This window comes from Streptomyces sp. BHT-5-2 (assembly GCF_019774615.1).
Taxonomy (GTDB): domain Bacteria; phylum Actinomycetota; class Actinomycetes; order Streptomycetales; family Streptomycetaceae; genus Streptomyces.
In genome coordinates this window covers 3,415,910-3,435,444 of sequence record NZ_CP081496.1, presented here as the reverse complement: position 1 = coordinate 3,435,444, position 19,535 = coordinate 3,415,910, and the positions used below count along the sequence as shown (strand labels likewise).

Genomic DNA, 19,535 nt, shown 5'->3' with positions numbered 1-19,535 from the left:
GCCTACGGGCAGCCGCGGAGGCAGCTGCCCCGGCGGGCCGCGTGGTTGCCAGGTGCCTGAATCGGACGCCCCGGGATGGGACGGCCGCCACCGGCCGCGCGGCGGTACGGCCCGGACCGAGGATGGTGAACTGCCTGTGGAGGGAGCACAGTTGGGTGGGGCATCACAATGGGTGTGACGTCCGGTCATTGCAGGGGGATGGATGAGCGACGAACAGCAGACCGGGAATACCGAGAACCAGGTGAACGGAGGGCGGCAGGGAGCCGTCGTACAAGCGGGGGCGATCAGCGGCGGGGTCCATCTCCATCTGCCGGGTGATGGCTTCGAGGACACCGAGAGCCCGCTCATCGTCACGGTGGAACGCTCGGGCAAGGACGCCCCCTACGACGAGCAGACGGTCCTGCTGGATACGGACCCGCCCGAGGTGATGGTCCGTGAGGGCTCCTTCCGGGTCACCGTGGAGAGCAGCCTGACCGGGCGGGCGGTAATTCTGCGAAGGATGCGCCCGGTGGTCCTGTCCCGTCGTCCCGCCCGCCGGGCATGCCATGGCCTCATTACGCCCCCGCCCACCTTCCGCAGGGTGGCGCCGCGGCATTTCAGCACCGACCTCAACAAGGCCACGCCTCAGTTGCAGGCCGAGGACGTGGATTTCCCCTTCTCGGTGAGCGCCACCGATGTCGAGGAGTTCATCATCACGCCCGCTGCCGGGGGCGACGAGATCCTGTGGCACCTGGAGATCGACTGGCTGTGCGCCGGACGTCACGGCACCACGATCGTTGACGATCACGGGCAGCCCTTCGCGCTCTACCCACGCTCCGGTCCCCGCCTCGGCTGCGGCTACGAACACGTTCCCGGCTGCCCGGCCCCGCGGCTTGCCCTGGAATCCACTCAGGGCACCGTGCTCGTCGGCTGTTCCAAGTGGTCGCCCCACGGGCGGATCAAGCCCGACAACGGCGGCATGATCCTTGACTTCACCTACCCCAACGAAAGCAGGGCGGGGGAGTATTACCGGGGCCGGGTCGTCAACTACACGGTGAGGTTGACCCACGGCGACCCTCGGAACCCTCGGGAATTATTTCTGGTGGTCACCGACGTCCGACCTGCCCCTGAAGCACCCAAGACGCCCTGAGAACGCGTACCTGGCCCCTACTGTTCCCGTACCTCGACGAGTTCCTCGCCGGCGCCACCGCTGGGTCGGAGCCTTCCCGGCGCCGGGCCCCGGGGCCCGGCGCCGGGCACAGTGTGTTTGCAGGCGGGGACGTTCATCCACGCCGTTGGCAAGCCAAGTGGTCGGCTTTGGAAGTCCTTCAGGGGTTGACTCCGGGCTGGTGTCATGCGTGGCGGTCGGGCAGGGAGCTGTGCTCAACCCCCTGGTCTGTGACGCTCGGTGAGTGGGAGGCTCTGGAAGGATCGGCCTCGGGGGTCGGTTGACGCGAGCATGGACGCTGCCGACCACACGGCCCGCGAGTGGATTCGCATCGCCACCGCAAAGCAGCGGTGAGGTCGCGGGTCGCACCCGAGAGGTGGGCGGGTGGCGAGCCGCCTCGAAGCGCCGGCGCTTTCGTCAGTGAGCTCCTGGACGGCGGCGCCGGAACCGGGGCGTACCGAATCGACGTCGATCACCAGGACGACGTCAGTGCCATATGCCGTGACGACAAGACGGAGACCGCAGCATGCCTACCGCCGAGAGCCATGCCCAGCCCGCACCTCCGGCCCGGGTGAACGACTACGACAGTTTCGCCGAGGCGTATTCGGCCCTGAGCGAGACCAGCTTCCTGAACGCCTATTACGAGCGGCCCGCGATGCTGTCCCTCGCCGGGGACGTGGCCGGCCGCCGGATCCTCGACGCCGGCTGCGGCTCCGGCCCCCTGTTCGCCGCGTTACGCGATCGGGGTGCCCTCGTCACCGGCATCGACTCCAGCGCCGAGATGGTGGAGCTGGCGCGGCGGCGGCTGGGTGCCGACGCGGCCCTGCACGTGGCCGACCTGAGCAACCCGCTGCCGTTCACCAACGGTGCGTTCGACGCTGTCCTCGCGTCGCTGGTGCTGCACTACCTGGAGGACTGGGGGCCGACGCTGGCCGAGATGCGGAGGGTGCTCGGGCCCGGCGGCCGACTGATCGCGTCGGTGCAGCACCCTTTCGTGGACTACGCGATCCAGGATCCTCGGCCCGACTATTCCGCGACCACGAGCTACACCGACGACTGGGCCACCCTGGTGGGACAGTCCGCCCCGATGACCTTCTGGCGCAGGCCACTGCACGCGATGACCGACGCCTTCACCGCGGCCGGCTTCCGCCTGGCCGTCATCAGCGAGCCACAGCCCGATCCGGCCGGCCGCGAGCTGTACCCCGACGACTTCCACAGCCTCTCGACCAAAATGTGCTTCCTGTTCTTCGTTCTGGAGGTGCCCCCGGCTACCGGCTCGGCCGAGTAGCGAGCAACGGGCACAAGACCGAATACCGCTGTGCTGCCGGGCCGAGGTTGTGCTGCGTGCTGCCCGCGGACACTCCAACAACCGGATCGCCACCGCTACCGGATTCCACCTGGACACCGTTCGCCGCTGGCGGAACCGCTTCGCCGAGCACGGCCTTGGCGGGCTGTCCGATCGCTCCCACGCCGCCCGCCCGCCCGTCTTCACCGCGCTGCAGCGCGCCGAGGCCAAGGCGTTGGCCTGCCGGCTGCCGGCCGAGACCGGCCTGCCGGTGTCCCGCTGGAGCTGCCCGGAGCTGGCCGCCGAACTAGGACCTGCCCGGGCGATCTCTGAGGGCAGCGGCGCCCAGCACCGGTGAATCTCGTTATCGAAGGTCTTGCCAGGTGAGGTAGAAGGGCGGCATGGATACCGCCGTACTTGAGCAGATGCTGGACGAGACCTTCGATCACGCTGTCGTGCACCACGGATACACCAACTACATGCGGGACTACGAGGTCATCATCTACGCGACGGCTGATCCCCGTGCCGGCATCGCGCCGTCTCACCTGCGGTATCTCTTCCGGTACTGCGTTGAAGCCCGGTGTGAGACGTCAGTGCCTGCGGAGACCTGGCGGGTCTCCTTGGACGACCGGCTCATCGACCACGAAACCGGTGTTGACCTCGACGGATACGTCTGGGGTGTGAAGTGGCACGCCATGTACCCGGGAGCGAAGCTCCTTCCTGAGTCCGAGGCGACCCGCCGCTGGTCGAAGGCCCTCGGGATCGACTTTCACGAGGTGCGCATCGAAACCAACGCACACAACGTGACCTTGCTCTTCTCGGACCTTCAGGTGAGCGAGGTCCCGGTCGGATACGCCCCCTTCGTCACGGAGTAGGGATCAGGGCTTGCGTGATCTTGCGACTGCCATCTGTCCAGGTCGTTGTTCCTGTCATGGGACGGGGTGATCTGAGCGACGCCGAGTGGGAACGGCTGCGGCCGTTCCTGCCGGTCAGCAACGGGCGGTGTGGAAGGTGGCGGAACAACCGGTAGGTGATCGACGGGATTCTGCACCGGGTGCGGAGCGGGGTCCAGGCCGCGGCAGATGCGGCGGGTGAGATCGACTGGGACATCTCGGTTGACTCCACCATCGTGCGCGCGCATCAACATGCGGCCGGCGCCCGCACCGACTCGCCTACGGCCCCGGGACCAAAAGGGGCCGTAGGTCTGGAACACCAGGACGAGAGACCGTGGCAGAGTCTCGTCGCCCGCCTGGTGGAGGTGGCGCTGGAGGTGAGGCTTTGGGCCGCTCGCGGGGCGGGTTCACCAGCAAGCTCCACCTGAGCGCGGACGGCCGCTGCCGTCCCCTGTCCCTGATCGTCGCTCCAGGTCAGCGGGCGGACTGCACTCAGTTCAAGCCGGTCCTGGAGAAGATCCGAGTACCCAGATCTGGCCCGGGACGACCACGTAAGAAGCCCGACAGCCTCGCAGCCGACAAGGCCTACAGCAACGACCCCATCCGCGAGTACCTGCGACGGCGGGCCAATCCACCACACCATCCCGGAGAAGACCGACAGCGAGACTGCCCGCCTGCGCAACACCGTCGAGCGGGCGATCAACCGCCTGAAACAGTCCCGGGCCGTCGCCACCCGCTACGACAAACGTGGCTACGTCCACCTCGGCACCGCAACTGCCGCAGCCCTGACCATCTGGCTCCGCACGTGATCGCCGGGACAAGTCCTAGGAGGAGCATGTGCCTGTCCGCGCAGCCGGTCGTGCAGCGCGACGATCCAGCCACGGCCTCTCCAGCGCCGCCAGAAGGCATATGCACGGAAAGGGTTCGCAGCAGGCGTTCCCAGTGGGTTTACGCATATTGAGGACGCTGGTGGCGATGTGGTCCTACTGTGATGGCGACGAATCCGGGTGGTGCAGCGGGGGCGCTTTCAGCCAGTCATGCCCCGCTGACCGGTGGCCAGGGGGTTGCCTTGCGGGTATGGATCGACAGCGACGGAACGGGCGATGGCAGTGGGTCGCGGGGCGAGGGTGCCCGTCTGACCGCCGACTTCGCGGACTGGCTCACTCAGGACCGAAATGTGGGCCTGCATACGGAGATCCAACGCGTCCGTCCGGACACAGCCAACGGCGCGATGTCCGGCGACCTCGTGGAATGGATCAGCCTGGCGGTCTCCTCCGGGTTCAGCACCTTGTCGTTGCTCCGGGCGCACAGGTCCTTCCGTGCGTCGCTGCCGCCGCGCCTGCGGCCGGGGGCGCGGATGGTGATCGAGATCGGAGATGTGCGGTTGGTCGTGGAGAACGGCACCGAGCAGGACGCAGCACGCCTCGCACGCGCCCTCGCCGAGTCCGCGTCCAAGTCCGCGTCCGAGCCGCAGCTTGGGACGGAATCGCCTCCCCCGTCTGCGTCCGCCGAGGGTACGTCTGCGGAGAACGAGGGCGATGGCGGTTCCTGACCCCGCCCGGAGCCGCGCGGTCCTGATCGGGATCGATGCCTACACCCACCCGGCGTTGAGGCCGATGCCTGAAGCGTCAGCCGGCGCACGGCGGCTGGCTGAACTCCTTCGTGACCCGTCCGTCTGGGGCCTCCCAGCCGAGCACGTTCAGGTGCTCGGAGCCGAGCACTCCGCGGAAGAGGTACAGGCCGCCGTGCGCGACGCGGCCAAGAAGGCCCGCGACACGCTGCTGGTGTACTTCGCCGGGCACGGCCTGCGTGACCGCAGCCACCGGTTGTACCTGGCACTGGCGAAAGCAGACGCGGATCACCCACAAGTCGGCACGCTGAACTACGGACACCTGCGTGACGTCGTGCGGGAGGCAGGTCACAGGGCGCGGTATCGCGTGACGGTACTGGATTGCTGCTACAGCGGCCTCGCCGGCGAAATGTCCGCCACCACAGCTCCGACACGCGAGGAACTCGCAGTTTCCCTCGGGGAATTGGAAGCCCTGGAGTGGCAACTGGGCCAGACCAACAACAAAGACGACTACAACGAAGGCAACTACTACGAAGACGACTACGGCGACTGTGTCCTGACGTCGGCATCGGCAGCCGAGGAATCCTTTGTGCTACCCGGGGCGGACTACCCGGAGTTCACGGGAGAACTGATCAGGGTTTTGTACGGCGGCATCCCCGGAGCGGGGCCGACGTTCAGTCTGGAGCACGGCTGGGAAAAGATCCGCCACCACATGCGTGAACGCGGCAGTCATCACCCGCAGCAGTACGCGCAGAACCGGGTTGCTCGCAACATCCACCTGCACAACCGCCATAACCGCGCCACGGTTCGCCACCCCGTGAACGGCACCGAATCCCCGCCAACTACCGGTCCCTCGGCACGCAATCCGCTGGTACACGAGACTGAACGGCGCCGCGCCGCGGACCGGCCTCTCGGCATGGCGGTCCATCGACCTCCAGCATCAGGCCAGGGTGCGACAGGCAAGAACACCGATCCCCCTCTCCTGAAACGGGAGCAAGGGGCAGGTACAGCCGCCGTAACGCGGAGCGGGTCCCGCCGCCTCATTTCGGATACCCGTGGAGGGCCAAGGGCACGTCGAGGCCGATCGCCAGGAGTCCTCCTCGACACCAAATTTGCCGTACTCTCCACACGAACATCGCCATTGACCCGGTGGGTACTTGGGGCTCTCGGTCTGACGGCATGCATCGTCGGCATCGCCTTGGCCGCACATTACTACCGAGGACTGGCCGACTACCGCAACGCGCCGATCTGCACGCAAGCCCGCCCGTCCCACACGGATTGCGTCACCCGCGAAGTGGACCAGGTCGTCGATACCCGAGTGCTCAACGAGAACGACAACTATGGCTTGACGATCAGGCGGGCCTCCGGCAAGACGGAGACCCACACCGTGCGATACGAGGCTTACAAGGCAGCACTCGGCGGTGCACCGGCGGACGTCAGAATCTGGCGCGGACAGGTGGCAGAGGTCGCCGTCGACGGAAACAGCGAGCAATACATCGACATCCCGGCCGCCGACTGGGGCTGGAGCTACCTCGCCTGGTACGGAATCGAACTCGTCGTGCTTTCCCTGTTCATGCGTGCTCTGCCGAGCCGCATGCGAGGGCAACCTCTCGTCATTGTCATCTGCGCGTCCCTGGCCTGGGGCTTGTTGGGGTGCATCGCCATACTCGCGGCCAGCGCCATCGCTCTCGCCTGACGGCGTGGCACAGCTCGATGGTCATGCCGACGAAACGCTGACTTACCCGTCGGCCGGCATGAACCAGCCCGCTTCGGTCCGGGTAACCCAACCGTGATCGCTCAGGTGATGGGGTCGGAAGCGCACTACTCGCTCGATCTTTGCGGGCGGGGCCAGCTCGATCCCCATCGCGATGGCGATCCGCTTGCAGGTCATCACCGCCCGGTCGTGGCCGCGGGCGTCGGCCGGCACTGACAGGGTGCGCTGGTAGTCGGCCGCCAGCGCACCCAGGCCGGCAGCCGCGCTCCATCGCGGAATCCGCCCAACCTGCTGCTAGGCGATGACCAGTTCCCGCCAGTCCGTGTCGGCTTGATCCAACTCGGCACCCAGGCGGTCGGCCTGCTCACGCAGCCCTCCACCCGCTGCCGGGCAGCGCGTTCCTCCACTTCCGGCAAGCCCCTCGTGGAGGTGCAGCTGATGCTGCCCGCACGTCGTTCCAGGGGCCGATCCCCCCGTCGTTTCCGTGTACGCGCTTGGATGCGGCCCGTCTGGCCCGAAGACGCACGCCAGGGACCCAGCGAGCCACCGACGGGCGAGCGAAACTGCATATATCGGTGCAGCATTGCATCCCGTTCTACCTGCGACTGAGCCCGGCCCGTGTACCCGCTCCCGCGGCGCCCCGGTCCCCTCAGGTCAGTCCTGCGGCGGCGAGTCCTTTGGCCGTGATCCGGTGCGCTTCTCCGACGTGGTCGGCCAGCACGCTGATGCAGTCCCTCGTCGCGGACTTCCAGCTTGACGATCAGCGCGACCACTACCGCGAGGCCCTGGACAATCAGTACGGCTCTTGGGGATGTGCCTGCCGTGCCGCACGTCGTGCACGCGGTCGAGGCCGCGTAGTTCCAGGTTCCGCGGTTTCGCGATGTGGGCGGATCATGCGCACTGTTTGAGCAAGGCCGGGTGATCACCGACCGGGGCGACGTTCAGCGGCGGCATGATTCAGCCGAAGTGAGACCGCACGACAACGGACTACACAGGCAAAGCGCCGTAGCACTCCCTCGTGAACTCCTGTGTGTTCATGCCGATTTCATCACCCTTTGCAGACTCATGTCGTGACGACTGCAACTATCTCGTGGTTAATGCCACGCCAAAGATCGTCAGGGGGGCAGACGACGCGCCGGGGACACCCATAGGCTCGCCGCGCTCCACAGGAAGTTCACAGACTCACCACAGAAGGTTGGTATGCATAGACGTCTCAAGGGCGTCGGCCGCCTCATAGCGGTCCCGTTCCTCGCCCTGCTCATGCTCACTACCGGCGTCATCGCCACCGCCACCACGGCGCAGGCGGCCGACTCCGGCGCCTGGACGTTCACCAACCCGGACGGCACCCTCAACGCGACCGGCACCGGTGACGGAGCGCAGATCTCCGTCACCCCCGGCGGCGCCAACTACACGAACTGGCGCCTGATCTCCGCCGGCACCGGCACCTTCCGCATCGCCAACACCGAGACCGGCAAGTGCCTCTACTCCACGCAGCCGCTGACCCAGCGCTCGTGCGGCGCGGGCGACAAGGAAGACGGCCAGCTCTGGCATTTCCACCCCATCGACAGCAAGCCGGGCACCTTCACGCTGGTGCGCGCCGATGACGGCTACTGCCTCGACAACCGCGGTGGCCTGCACCTGTGGGGCGTTCTGGCGCAGCCCAATTCCTGCAATGGCGCCTCCGCGCAGGAATGGAAGGTGCCGCAGGCGAAGGCGTCCGAGGCGCTGATGCTCGCGCTCGACTACTACTCCCAGATGTGCACCAAGGACACCTCGACGTGTTCATGGAAGCAGACCTCCGAAGGCGCCCCGGAGGTCCTGCCCAGGGTGAAGGCGTCCTCGGTCTGGTACAACGACACCGCTGACAAGGTCACCCAGGTCTTCACGACGATCTATCACAGTGGATGGTCGATGAGCCTTTCCTCCAGCGTCTCCGTCTCGGCCGGGGTGTCCGTTCCGGTCCAGGCCATGATCAGCTCCCAGCTGGGATCGACCGTCGCCTACCAGTCGGACGAGTCGCAGATCAACGGCGTGGCCGTCACCGTCCCGCCGAAGAACTACGGCTGGGTCGACTTCGCGGCCGTCGGCAAGAAGGTCACCGGCACCTGGACCTTCGACAAGAACCGCTTCCCGTGGACTACTGACGCCACCGTCACCGTCCCCGTCGTCGACTCCTCGGCCGGCTCGACCATGTACGTCGCCCACACCAGCCCGAACCCGCCGGGCACCACGAACGTGACGAGCGCTGACGCACCGGCGCTGACCTTCGCCACGAAGGCATCGTTCACCCCGGATCTCCCCGACGGCACCATTGCGTCGCAGGACGGCCCGAACAAGGTGAAGCTCACCGACACCGCCACCGGAACCAAGATCGGCACGATCAAGCCGAGCACCGTCGTGGACACCGAAGGGACCACCCACCCTGTCGGCCTGACCGTCTCCGGCAACGTCATCACGCAGACCATCGAGAACGCTCCAGGCGACACCATCGAAGGCTCCATGACCATGCCGTCGGTCACCTACCGCACCACTACCACTCCGGCCGTCAAGACCGCTGGTGTCAAGCCCGCCGCCTTCACGACCATGTCCGCGAAGGCGACCATGCGCCCCGCGTTCTGGCCGATCCCAGACCGCGAGCACCCGAAGAACTCGGACGAGTGGAACAAGTGCATGGCCAAGGAACTGGGCGAGAGCATGGTGAAGGGCGCAGCCAGGGCCGCCCTGCTGGGTGCCCTGCGAGGCGGCCAGCTCGGCGCTGCCGCAGGCCCTGAAGGAGCAGCAGCAGGCGCCGCCCTGGGGATGCTGTCAGGCACTGTCACCGGGCTGGGCAAGGCGTACTACGTCTGCGGTACCGACCCCGGCTGATCCGAACGCACCACACGTAGATGCCGCACACCGACGTATCGAAGTCGGCGAGCAGCGGGCGAGCCAACTTCAGGCGACTCTCGTAGACGACCTGGTGCCGCCTGTCGTTGCGGCAGCGTAGTCGCCTGATCAGTGCGCCATACCGCGTGCCGGACGGACCTGCTGGCACGGGTCCGTCCGGCACTTCGAAGCCCCTCAACCACAGGTGGCCGAAGGGGACTTCGCGAACGGCATTGCGTCGCCGGCTCCTGCTGTTGTCCTCCCTGATCGTCTTCCCGCATTCCGCTGCCGGGCATGCCGAAGGCCCCCGGATCGCGAGGGCGAATTCCGGGGGCCGGATGGGGCAGGTTGTGTCGGTTCTCGGTGGGGCCGTCGTCGGTGCGGCGTCGGCGGGCGGCGACGACGGCGCCTGCTCCGCCGGAGTCTCCTCCCGGGGTCGAACGGGGATGCGCTTCGACGCGGGGTGTGCAGACTCAGTCTTCGTCGGAGCGCAGAGGGCCCCGCCCATCGGGTGACAGGGCGTTAATACGAGCGGCGCGGAGGAATGCCTTCCTCGAATCCTCGCCTCGGGCGCGCTCGCGACCTCACGCGTGCATACCGATGCGACCCGCGATCGGAAAGAAAGGGAGGGCCTGTCATGCGGCGCCGTCTCCGTGTCCTGACCATCTCCGCCACGCTTACCCTGTTTGCCTTCGGCTTGGCCGCGCCGGTGCAGGCCGCTTCGGGTGGTAAGCACCCGATCGCGACGGTCCTTACCAAGGTCGTCGGCGACCTCGTTGGGATCGACGATTACTGATCGGGCGGGGGACGCCCTCCATCAGGGCGGGGTCATCTGGTTGCCGGCCCCGGGTTGGTCGATCCAGACCTCGCTGGTGTCCGTGTGGTCCGGCGGTGAGCCCGTGGCGTGCGATGGGGGACAGCCGTCGGATCCGCTACGGCGCGTGTCGAGTGCAGGCTTCAGCTGAGGTCGATGATGTCGACGATGGCCGGGGTTTTCTGGCCGTCGCTGGCGAAGATCATGGTGAGGGCGCCGTCAACTCGGATCTGCCGGTTCCACTCGTCGGCGTCACCACGAGTGCAGTGTGTCCGATGGGGGCGTGGCAGGCGGCGTTGAGGGCTGCGGTGAGGGCGCGGCTGACGGCTGGCGGGAGTTGGCCGTGGAGGGATTCGCAGCCGGGGTCGTAGATGAGCCGGAACAACGCGCTGCCCTCCTATAGGGTCTCCTGAACGTGGGCCGGATGGGGTCGGCGTTCAGCAGAGTATGGCCACAGCGACGGTGAGTTACCGGGCTTGGAGTTCAGGCGGCACCGCGGGCACGGATGCGCGCCGCTTCCTGCGTGAGCCACTTGGTGCGGTCGACCCAGGTTCCGGGGAGTTCTTCGTGAACGCGCGATAGCGCAGCCTCGCACCAGAGAGCCGGATGCATATGCCGTGCTTACGACGCCGCGACCATGCAAGGTCAGAGCCCGTTCCTAAGCCGTCGTTAACCTCAGGCGCTCTGCGTGGCCGTTGCAACGGTGACATGTGCAGTCCAGTGCCCGGGCTCCCGGGGTGGATCCCAGGTCACGTCGACGTCAGCTTCGTGGAAGTCGTGTGCCAGCCCTACCACCATGGCGGTCGCGGCGGCCCGCGCCTCGGAGGGGTTGGCGTTGGCCGGTACGTCAGCGAGGCGCCCGCAGAGCATCCGGCCTTCCACAGTGAGAACACTGTGGCGCCAGCCTCCTGGCACCTCCAGCAAGAAGATGCCCTTCGGCATGCCGAAGGGAGGCCGCTTCTTCTCCTGCTTCCGTCTTGCCACGAAGCCATCCAACCTCGTCGGCTTCCTGACGGTTCAGTCGGGCAGCCATGCGAACCAGCGGATGGGGGCGGGGCTGGCGGGCCGCACTCGTGGCCCTCAACTGATGCCTGGACGCCGGTCAGGCCGTAACCATGCCCGCGCAGACCAGGGAGGCTGCCGTTCTCCAGTGCGGGCGGCCCCGGTACCGGACCCATCACCAGGACTCCACGCGGCGACTCTGACATGCAACCCTCGAAGACACTCATGAGTCTCGGCGTCGATCACCACGGTGGCGTAGCGGTGGCGCCGGCGCAGAGCGAAGTCGTCGACGCCGATCACGCAGGGGACCTGCCCAGTGGGCAGCGGGATGCGTAACAGGGTGCGCAGGGCCGTGTGACGCGACAGGCCCGTCGCGAGTATCGCCGGCAAGCGGGCTCCCGCCCGGCCTGCCAACTCCTTGACTTATGGCTTTGACCTGCCTGGTCAGGCGGGCTGTGCGGTGCTGGTGACGCTCCAGGACCCCAGGCACCTGGTCGCGGAAGGTGTGGCGGCAGCCGTGCGTGGGGCACACCGGAGGCCGCGCCCGCACACTCCTGCGGAGTTCGTGTCCGCAGCACGATCCGCTGGCGATCGGGCACTCGTCGAGGTCCGGGGAAGGTCCCTCCCACCTTCGTCACTGACTGCGCAGAAGCTCGGCCGGGATCTCCAGCAGCTCGGTCAGGGCTTGGGCGTGGGGGACGAGACGGCGGCAGAGCTCGTTGATCCGCTCGGGCAGCGCGAGGACCTGTTGCGTCCCGAGCAGCCCGTGTGCCAGGTACCAGCCGGTGTGGGGTGCTGTCTGACCCAGGCAGTGGAGCCGGTACAGGTCGCGAAGCAGGGGGCGGGCGGTGTCGGGGACCTCGGGGGCGCGCCAGACGTCACGCAGGCTTTCTGCCGTGATGCGTGTGGCGTGGGCTTCGGCGAGGCGCTGGGCCAGTTCGGTCCGGGCGTTCCAGGACTCGAAGCGGACGGTGCCGCCCTGGTCGTCCGTGCGCAGAGCCGAGGTGAGCTCGGTGTGCAGGAGGCGTTCCCTGGCGCGGAAGAGACAGAGCCAGCCGCTCGGTACGGGCCCCTTGTCCGGTGGCTGGTAGTCCGTGCCGGTGACCATCGTCCAGGCGGTGTCGAGCAGGATGAGGCGGTTGTCGCCGCCGGCGGACTGAAAGGCGCTGGTCAGGGCCTGATAGTCGATCAGTCGGTGTTCCGGGAAGAAGCCGAGTGCGCCACCTGCCGTGCGGCAGCGGGAGACGGCCGTGTCCGCGAGGACGGCGACGGTGACCTTGCTCAGTGCCAGCGTGCGCATGTCGGCGGGCGAGGGACCGGTGCCGGCCCCGCCGCCGGGAGGGAGGTGCCAGCTCGCGGCGGTCGCGCGGCGGGCGACCGCAGTGGCGGCCAGGGCGTCGGCCGCCGCGCCGAATAGGAGGCGCTGCTGGTTGAGGTGGGCGAGGGCCGAGATGTCGCCGGCGAGACGGTCGTTGGTCCGGCGGTGGCGGGCGTGGGTGAGCGCGATGGCCGCGCTCGCCCGCGCGGTCGCGGCCAGGCCGGCCGTGACCGCCCCCCAGGCGAAGCGGCTCATGCCCACGCTGCGCCGGGTGCGGGCGTCGGGCCCGTCCAGGGGGTCGTGGAAGGATCCGTCGTCGGCGATGGACGCGCCGTCGCTGAGCCATCTGCGGTACGGCACCCGGACCCGGTCGAACCGGACCTTCGCGTAGTCCATGGGGAGGAGCGGCGTCGGCGCGAGCGGCTCGATCGTGACGTCCTCGCACGGTCCGTCCTCGTCACGCAAGGGTACGAGGAAGAGCGCGGTTCCTCGATCGGCACCGCCGACCCACAGGCGCGCGCTCACCACGGCCAGTCTGGCGAAGCCGTCCAGGCCCACGTTGGCCGGGCGCTTCGTTGCCTCGGGGGTCGGTGTGTGCAGGACGAACTCGCGGGCTGTCGGGTCGAAGACCGCCTGGGTGCGGATGGCGGAGCTGCTGTTGCCGTGGCCGATTTCGTTCATCAGGGCGGCGCCGATCCATCGCCCGGAGGCCAGGTCGGCCACGTCTTCGGGCGGGGCGCCGAAGTCGAGCGCGGCGCCGATGGCCATGCAGTGGTGCAGGAACATCACGAAGAACAGACGCGGATCCACCACCGCGCTCAGTTCCAGCACGGACCGCAGCCGGGTGTGGTCCGCAAGAAGTGGCTGCCGGCCGTGCAGTCGGGACTGGAGGTGTCGCAACCCCAGGTATGGCGAGGCGGGCGACGGCCTGTCGGCATGGTGTGCCCGTGCGAAGAAGGCGTCGGTGAACAGCTCCGTGAGGTCACCGTCGTAGGGGGCCATGTCCAGTGCTCCTTGGTACGGGTGATGCTCCTAATGAGGCGAGTGGTAGACGGGGGCTACGGCGCGTCTGTGACCTCGGCCCACCAGGTTCGCATGGCATCGGCCAGCGCGGGGGCCTGAGCGTCCAGCATGGTGAAGTGGTCGCCCGGGACGGCGCGTTCGGTGTGCGGTAGTTGCCACGGACAGGACCGCCGGTCGTCCTCGGCGAACTCGGGGGCGGCCTGTCGTGCGCGGACCAGGAGTGTTGGGGTGCGGACCGGTGCGGGCTGCCAACCGGCCAGTACGCGGAGGTAGCCGCCGGTGGCGGTGAGTCGGTGTACGGGGACGCCCTGCCTGGTGAGGGGCTGCTGTCGTACAGCTGCGCTGCAGAGGACGCGGGGCAACACGGCGTCCTGAAAGGTTCGATCGGGCCATGGCGTGTCCAGCAGGACCAAGCCGTTTGCGGGGCGCCCCTGCTCCTCGAGCCGCGCGGCGACGGCGTGCGCGATCAGCCCGCCGGAGGAGTGTCCGCACAAGAGGAACGGCACCTCGCCGGTGTACTGGCCAACTGCCGTCGCGTGGGCTGCGGTGAGGGCTTCGATGTCGTGGGGGAGGGGCTCGTCGTCGGCGAAGCCGGGCTGCGGGAGCACGAGCACCTCGTAGTCGCCGCGCAACGCCTCGGCCAAAGGGGCGTATTCGTGCGGCCCCGAGGCCGGGAGCAGGGAGGGGAAGCACAGCAGCAGAGGGCCGTCTCCTGCCGGGCCGAGCCGGACGGCGCGGGGCGCGTTCTCCGGTGCGGACCCCGCGCCGAACGTGCGGCGGAGCCGGGCCGCCGCGCTGATCAGTTCGACGGCGGCCCGGCCGTCCCCGGTCAGGCAGGCTTGCCGGTACAGGGCATCCAGGGTGTCCGGCACCTCGTGAGGGGCGCATCGACCGTGCTCCGGGTGTCCCTTGTCACACAGGAGGCGCCATAGGCGGGCGCTCAGTGCACGGGGTGTTCGGTGATCGAGGACTACGGTGGAAGGCAAGGGAAGTCCAAGTGTGCGAGTCAGCCGGGCGCGTAGCTCGACCGCGGCGAGGGAACCCGTGCCGATCTCGGCGAACGCCACATCCGGGCCGATCTGCCTGCCGTCGGGGTGCCCGAGGACGACTGCGGTGTGGTCTTGCACGAGCGTCAGGAGCGCGGACTCGCTTTCCGGGAGCGGCATTTCGTCGGTATCGCGGTCGGCCGCGACGGTCTCGGACCTCCGCTCGGACGACTGGCGCGGCGGTGCGACCGCAGCTCCGGACGACAGCCAGTAGCGCTCTCGCAGGAACGGATATGGGGGCAGCTCGACGTGGTGGGCTTGGCGCCCGGCGAAGACGTTCTTCCAGACCACCGGAGCCCCGTTGCTGAAAGCCTCCGCCGCGGAGAGCAGGAAGCGTCGTTCGTCGCCTTCGCCCCGCCGGAGACTTCCCACCACGGAAACGGGGCGTCCGGCCGACTCGGCGATGTCCAGGACCGGGTAGGTGAGCACCGGGTGGGGGCTGACTTCGATGAAGTGGGAGAAGCCGTCGTCCAGCAGTGCGCGGATCGCCTTGTGGAACTCGACCGGGCGGCGGAGGTTCCGGTACCAGTACTCCGAGGTCAGCCGTGTGGTGTCCAGCGGGCCCGGCTCGACGGTGGAGAAGAAGTGCATCTGTGCGGGGCCGGGTTCGAGGCCGTCGAGTGCTTTCGACAGCTGGTCCCGGAGGCCGTTCACGTGGGCACTGTGGGAGGCGTAGCCGACCGCGAGGCCGGTCGCTCGTACGCCCCGGTCATCGAGCTCGTCGAGCAGGGTGCCGATGGCACCGGGATCGCCGGAGATCACGGTCGAGCGAGGGCCGTTGTCGGCCGCGAGCCACAACCGGCCCCGGCCGGCGCGCAGATGATGGAGCACGTCGTCCCTGGACAGGGCGACGGCCGCCATCCGGCCGTCCGGCAGGTCCCGGACGGCTGCGGCGCGCCGCGCGACGACCTTCGCCGCGTCCGCCAGTGAGAGGGCGCCGGACACACAGGCGGCGGCGATTTCCCCCTGGCTGTGCCCGACCACCGCGTCCGGACGCACTCCCAGCGACTGCCACAGGGCGCTGAGCGCGACCATCACGGCGAACAGGGATGTCTGTGCGACGTCGACGCGGCTCAGCGGCGGCTGACCGGCTTCCTGCCGCAGCACGGCCCGTACGGACCAGTCGATGTACGGCGCGAGGGCCTCCTCGCATGCCGCCAGGGACCGCTCGAACACCTCGGACTCGGTCAGCAGGTCTGCTGCCATGCCCTCCCACTGGGAGCCCTGTCCGGGGAAGACGAGGACCGTGCCACCACCCTCGGGACGAGCAGTGCCACCGACCGCGTGGGCGGGTAGGGCACCGCCGTCGGCGATAGCCCGCAACCCGGCGATCAGCTCCGTCCGTTGTCGTGCGACGACCACCGCGCGGTGTTCGAACGACGGCCGGCTGGTGACAAGTGCCCGGCCCGCCTGGAACACATCGGCCGACTCGGCGATCGGTAGCAGCCGCAATGCCATCTCGCGCAGGGCGGGGACGCTGCGGGCAGACAGTGCCCAGGGCAGCGCCTGGTCACCGCTCCACCGGCCTTCGTCCTCGGCCGGCGCCGAGGTCGAGGCGGGCTGCTCCAGGGGGACCTCCTCCACGATCACGTGAGCGTTGGTGCCGCTGATCCCGAAGGCCGACACCCCGGCCCTGCGGATCCGGCCGGAGCGCGGCCACGGCTGGGGCGCCAGCAACAGCCGCACGCCGTCGGCCTCGCCGGCGACCGGCGGGGAGACCAGGTCGGTGTGCAGGGTGCGCGGCAGCAGGCCGTGCCGCAGCGCCTGGACCGTCTTGATGAGGCCGGCGACCCCGGCGGCGGCCTGGGTGTGCCCGATGTTCGACTTGACCGAGCCCAGCCACAGCGGCCGGCCCACGTCACGGCCGCCGCCGTGCACGGCATACAGGGCGTCGGCTTCGATCCGGTCGCCCAACGGGGTGCCCGTGCCGTGCGCCTCGACGGCATCGATCTGACGCGGCGTAAGCCCTGCGTCGGCCAGGGCCTGCCGGATCACGCGCTGCTGCGCAAGCCCGTTGGGCGCGGTCAGGCCGTTGCTCGCGCCGTCCTGGTTCACGGCCGAACCGGCGATGACGGCGAGGACCGGGTGCCCGTGCCGCCGGGCACGGGAGAGTTTTTCCAGCACCAGCACGCCCGCGCCCTCCGCCCATGCCGCGCCGTCGGCCGAGGCCGAGAAGGGCTTGCACCGGCCGTCCGGCGCAAGGGCTCCCTGGCGGCTGAAGTCCACGAACGAGGCCGGGGTGGCCATCACGGTCGCGCCACCGGCCAGGGCCAGGGAGCATTCGCCGCGGCGCAGCGCCTGGACCGCGAGGTGCACGGCGACCAGGGAGGAGGAACAGGCGGTGTCGACGGTGAGTGCGGGTCCGGTCAGGCCGAGGGTGTATGCGATGCGTCCGGAGGCGACGCTCGCCGCGTTGCCGGTGAGCAGCAGTCCGTCGAAACGTTCGGGGGCCTCGACCAGTCGCGGTGCGTAGTCCGGCGCCATCAGCCCGATGAAGACCGCGGTGTCCGAGCCGCGCAGCGCGGTGGGGTCGAGTCCTGCGCTCTCCAGCGCCTCCCAGCTCGTCTCCAACAGGAGCCGTTGCTGAGGGTCCATGGCCAGTGCTTCGCGGGGCGATATCCCGAAGAAGCCGGCGTCGAACTCCCCGGCTCCGGTGAGGAAGTGGCCGTAATGCGTACTGGAGCGCCCGGGGTGGGCGGGATCCGGGTGCTGAAGTCGGTCGAGGTCCCAACCGCGGTCGGCCGGAAAGGGTGCGGCCGTCTCCCGGCCGTCGACGAGCAGCTGCCACAGTTCCTCGGGGGAGCGGACGTCGCCGGGGAAACGGCAGCCGATGCCGGTGATGACGACCGGGTCCTGGCTTTCTGGTGCCGGTGCGGGATGCGCCTCCTCCCGGTCGGTCCGCGGCAGCCGACGTCCAGCGACCAGCTCGGTCAGATGGCGGGCCAGTTCCCCGGGGGTCGGGTGGTCGAAGACGACGGTCGTCGGCAACGCCAGTCCGGTCGCTTCCGAAAGGCTCACGGCGAGGCGCACCGCGGCGAGCGAGTCGACCCCTGACTCGCGGAAGGTGCCATCCGGCGCAAGTTCGCCCGCTGCATCGGCCGGCAGGACACGAGCGACCTCTTGGCGAATCAACTCCCTGGCTGCATAAAAGCTTTCGAGCCCCGGGGGAGTGACCCGATCCGCCCGGCTGCGCCTTCCGGTCTCCGAAGGGCGGGCGAGCAACTCGGCCAGGCGGCCGCGGGCGATCTTTCCGGTGGGGGTGAGCGGTACCTCGTCGACCAGGAACAGTTCCAGCGGCTGCTGGTAGTCGGCGGCGCCCTTCCCGCCAAGATGGGCCCGTACCTCCGCCAGGTCGATGACGGCCCCGGGGCGCAGGGCGGCGATCAGACAGGGGTACTGGCCGAGCCGGGCGTCGGAGCGGGCGGTGACGGCCAGCGCCGAGAACTGCGGCAGATCGCCGAGCATGGTCTCGATGTCCGAAGCGCTGACCTTCATTCCCCCGACGTTGATCACCTCCGCGTCACGCCCCTTGTGGGTGAGGGTGCCGTCCGCGTTCCGGCGGGCCAGGTCCCCGGTGCGCAGCCAGCCGTCGGCGGTGAAAGCCTCCCTGGTGCGTTCGGGATCCCCGAGGTAGCCGAGGAACATGTGCGGTCCCCGGTACTGCAGTTCACCGGTGACGCCTTCGGGGCAGAGGGCGCCCGTGTCGTCGACCACGCGCGCGTCGCAGCCGCTGAGCGGGCGGCCGATGCTTCCCACGGCGACCTCCGGCGGGTCGCAGGGCCGGGTCACGGTGCCCGCACCCAGCTCCGACATGCCCCACTGGACAACCACCGATGCCCCGGCCAGCCGGCGCACGTCCGCCACGAGTGGACCAGGCACCGCCGCGCCACCCGTGCGCACCTCGCGCAGGCGCAGCCGGTCCGGCACGGGGGCGCCGCGCAGTGTCGCCGTCAGATCCCGCAGCTGCGCAGGCACCGCGAACAGCACACTTGCCTCGGTGCGCTCGGCGAGCGCGCGAAAGGCCCCGGCATCCCACTGCCGAAGCATGCCTTGCCGGCTTCCGGTGAGGAGCGCCAGGTGGATGGACAACAGGCCGAAGAGATGGGTGAACGGGCTGGCGCTCACGATGATGTCGTCCTCGCTCGCACCGCCGTCGAGAGCCACCGTCGCGGCGTTCGACAAGAGCGTGCCGTGGCTGTGCAGGCAGAGCTTGGGGTGCTTGGAGGTGGTGCCCGACGACGGCAGCAGGGCGAGCGGCGTCTCGGCCGTCAGTTCCACGCGCCGGGGCGAGGCCGGGCGGCGGTCATGGACGAGTGCGTGGTACGAGACGATGTCGGCGCCCGGCGCCGCCCGTTCCTCGTCTTCCGGCGGAACCGTCAGCCGGGCGCCCCCGACGACCAGCACGAGTTCGAGGGCGTTCAGCCGGTCCAGCAGCCGCCGGCCGAGCGCCGCACCGTCCACCTGCCGGTAGCCGGCCGGCAGGACGAGCGCGCGGGCCGCCGCCCGGCGCATCAACGCCAGCAGGTCCCGCTCACCGTAGGCGAGATGGAGTGGCAGGAGCACCGCGCCCACCTCGGCCACCGCAGTGTGGGCGACCAGGAATTCCCAGCAGTTCGGAAGGTGGACGGCGACCACGTCGCCCATGCCGATGCCGTAGTCCTGCAGGCCCGCGGCAAAGGCCCGGGACTCGGCGCGCCACTGCGACCAGGACCGTGGTTCGCCGCAACCGACGACGGCCGGGGTGTCGCCGTGCGCGTCGGCGGCCGCGGCGAAGACCTCCGCCAGTGTCGTACGGCCGCACCCCTCGGCGGTGGCGTCCGAGGGGGCGACGAGATAGTCGTGGACCGTAACCGCCATG

Annotated in this window: 11 protein-coding genes and 2 pseudogenes; 9 read left to right on the top strand and 4 right to left on the bottom strand. The window is 69.1% G+C overall.

The genetic code is table 11. The features are described from left to right. Positions 1-202: 202 nt before the first annotated feature. The 9 genes and pseudogenes from K2224_RS15330 (at position 203) to K2224_RS15290 (ending at position 10,270) form a co-directional block, all read left to right on the top strand. Positions 203-1,129: a hypothetical protein gene (locus K2224_RS15330; RefSeq protein ID WP_221907077.1), complete on the top strand. Its 927-nt coding sequence runs from the start codon at positions 203-205 to the stop codon at positions 1,127-1,129. Between the two features lie 544 nt (positions 1,130-1,673). Beyond that, positions 1,674-2,435, top strand: coding sequence for a class I SAM-dependent methyltransferase (locus K2224_RS15325; protein ID WP_221907076.1), 762 nt, complete (start codon positions 1,674-1,676; stop codon positions 2,433-2,435). A gap of 49 nt (positions 2,436-2,484) precedes the next feature. Beyond that, the gene (locus K2224_RS15320; RefSeq protein WP_260692657.1) at positions 2,485-2,790 is read left to right on the top strand and encodes a helix-turn-helix domain-containing protein; all 306 of its coding nucleotides are present in this window, start codon (positions 2,485-2,487) and stop codon (positions 2,788-2,790) included. 43 nt (positions 2,791-2,833) lie between these two features. After that, positions 2,834-3,307 carry a hypothetical protein gene (locus K2224_RS15315; protein ID WP_221907075.1) on the top strand — a complete coding sequence of 158 codons (474 nt, stop codon included), beginning with the start codon at positions 2,834-2,836 and terminating at the stop codon, positions 3,305-3,307. Between the two features lie 56 nt (positions 3,308-3,363). After that, a pseudogene (locus K2224_RS15310) lies at positions 3,364-4,134 on the top strand (IS5 family transposase). A gap of 182 nt (positions 4,135-4,316) precedes the next feature. After that, on the top strand, positions 4,317-4,877 hold the full coding sequence (locus K2224_RS15305) for an effector-associated constant component EACC1 (protein ID WP_221907074.1): 561 nt from the start codon (positions 4,317-4,319) through the stop codon (positions 4,875-4,877). Continuing rightward, positions 4,864-6,591: a caspase, EACC1-associated type gene (locus tag K2224_RS15300; RefSeq protein WP_221907073.1), complete on the top strand. Its 1,728-nt coding sequence runs from the start codon at positions 4,864-4,866 to the stop codon at positions 6,589-6,591. The genes K2224_RS15305 and K2224_RS15300 overlap by 14 nt, the downstream gene beginning before the upstream one ends. A 1,218-nt stretch (positions 6,592-7,809) precedes the next feature. Next, complete coding sequence (locus tag K2224_RS15295; protein ID WP_221907072.1) at positions 7,810-9,474, top strand: RICIN domain-containing protein; 1,665 nt, start codon at positions 7,810-7,812, stop codon at positions 9,472-9,474. 637 nt (positions 9,475-10,111) lie between these two features. Then, the gene (locus tag K2224_RS15290) at positions 10,112-10,270 is read left to right on the top strand and encodes a hypothetical protein (protein WP_221907071.1); all 159 of its coding nucleotides are present in this window, start codon (positions 10,112-10,114) and stop codon (positions 10,268-10,270) included. A 693-nt stretch (positions 10,271-10,963) separates the two neighbouring features. Here K2224_RS15290 and K2224_RS15285 read toward each other — a convergent pair. From K2224_RS15285 to K2224_RS15270, 4 genes and pseudogenes are all read right to left on the bottom strand, one after another. Beyond that, complete coding sequence (locus tag K2224_RS15285) at positions 10,964-11,284, bottom strand: hypothetical protein (protein WP_221907070.1); 321 nt, start codon at positions 11,282-11,284, stop codon at positions 10,964-10,966. Positions 11,285-11,446: 162 nt separating this feature from the next. Next, positions 11,447-11,840: pseudogene (locus tag K2224_RS15280) on the bottom strand (ISL3 family transposase); the annotation flags it as partial. 84 nt (positions 11,841-11,924) lie between these two features. Next, positions 11,925-13,610, bottom strand: coding sequence for an acyl-CoA dehydrogenase (locus K2224_RS15275; RefSeq protein ID WP_221907069.1), 1,686 nt, complete (start codon positions 13,608-13,610; stop codon positions 11,925-11,927). A 56-nt stretch (positions 13,611-13,666) separates the two neighbouring features. Next, complete coding sequence (locus K2224_RS15270) at positions 13,667-19,534, bottom strand: type I polyketide synthase (RefSeq protein ID WP_221907068.1); 5,868 nt, start codon at positions 19,532-19,534, stop codon at positions 13,667-13,669. Position 19,535 lies beyond the last annotated feature (1 nt).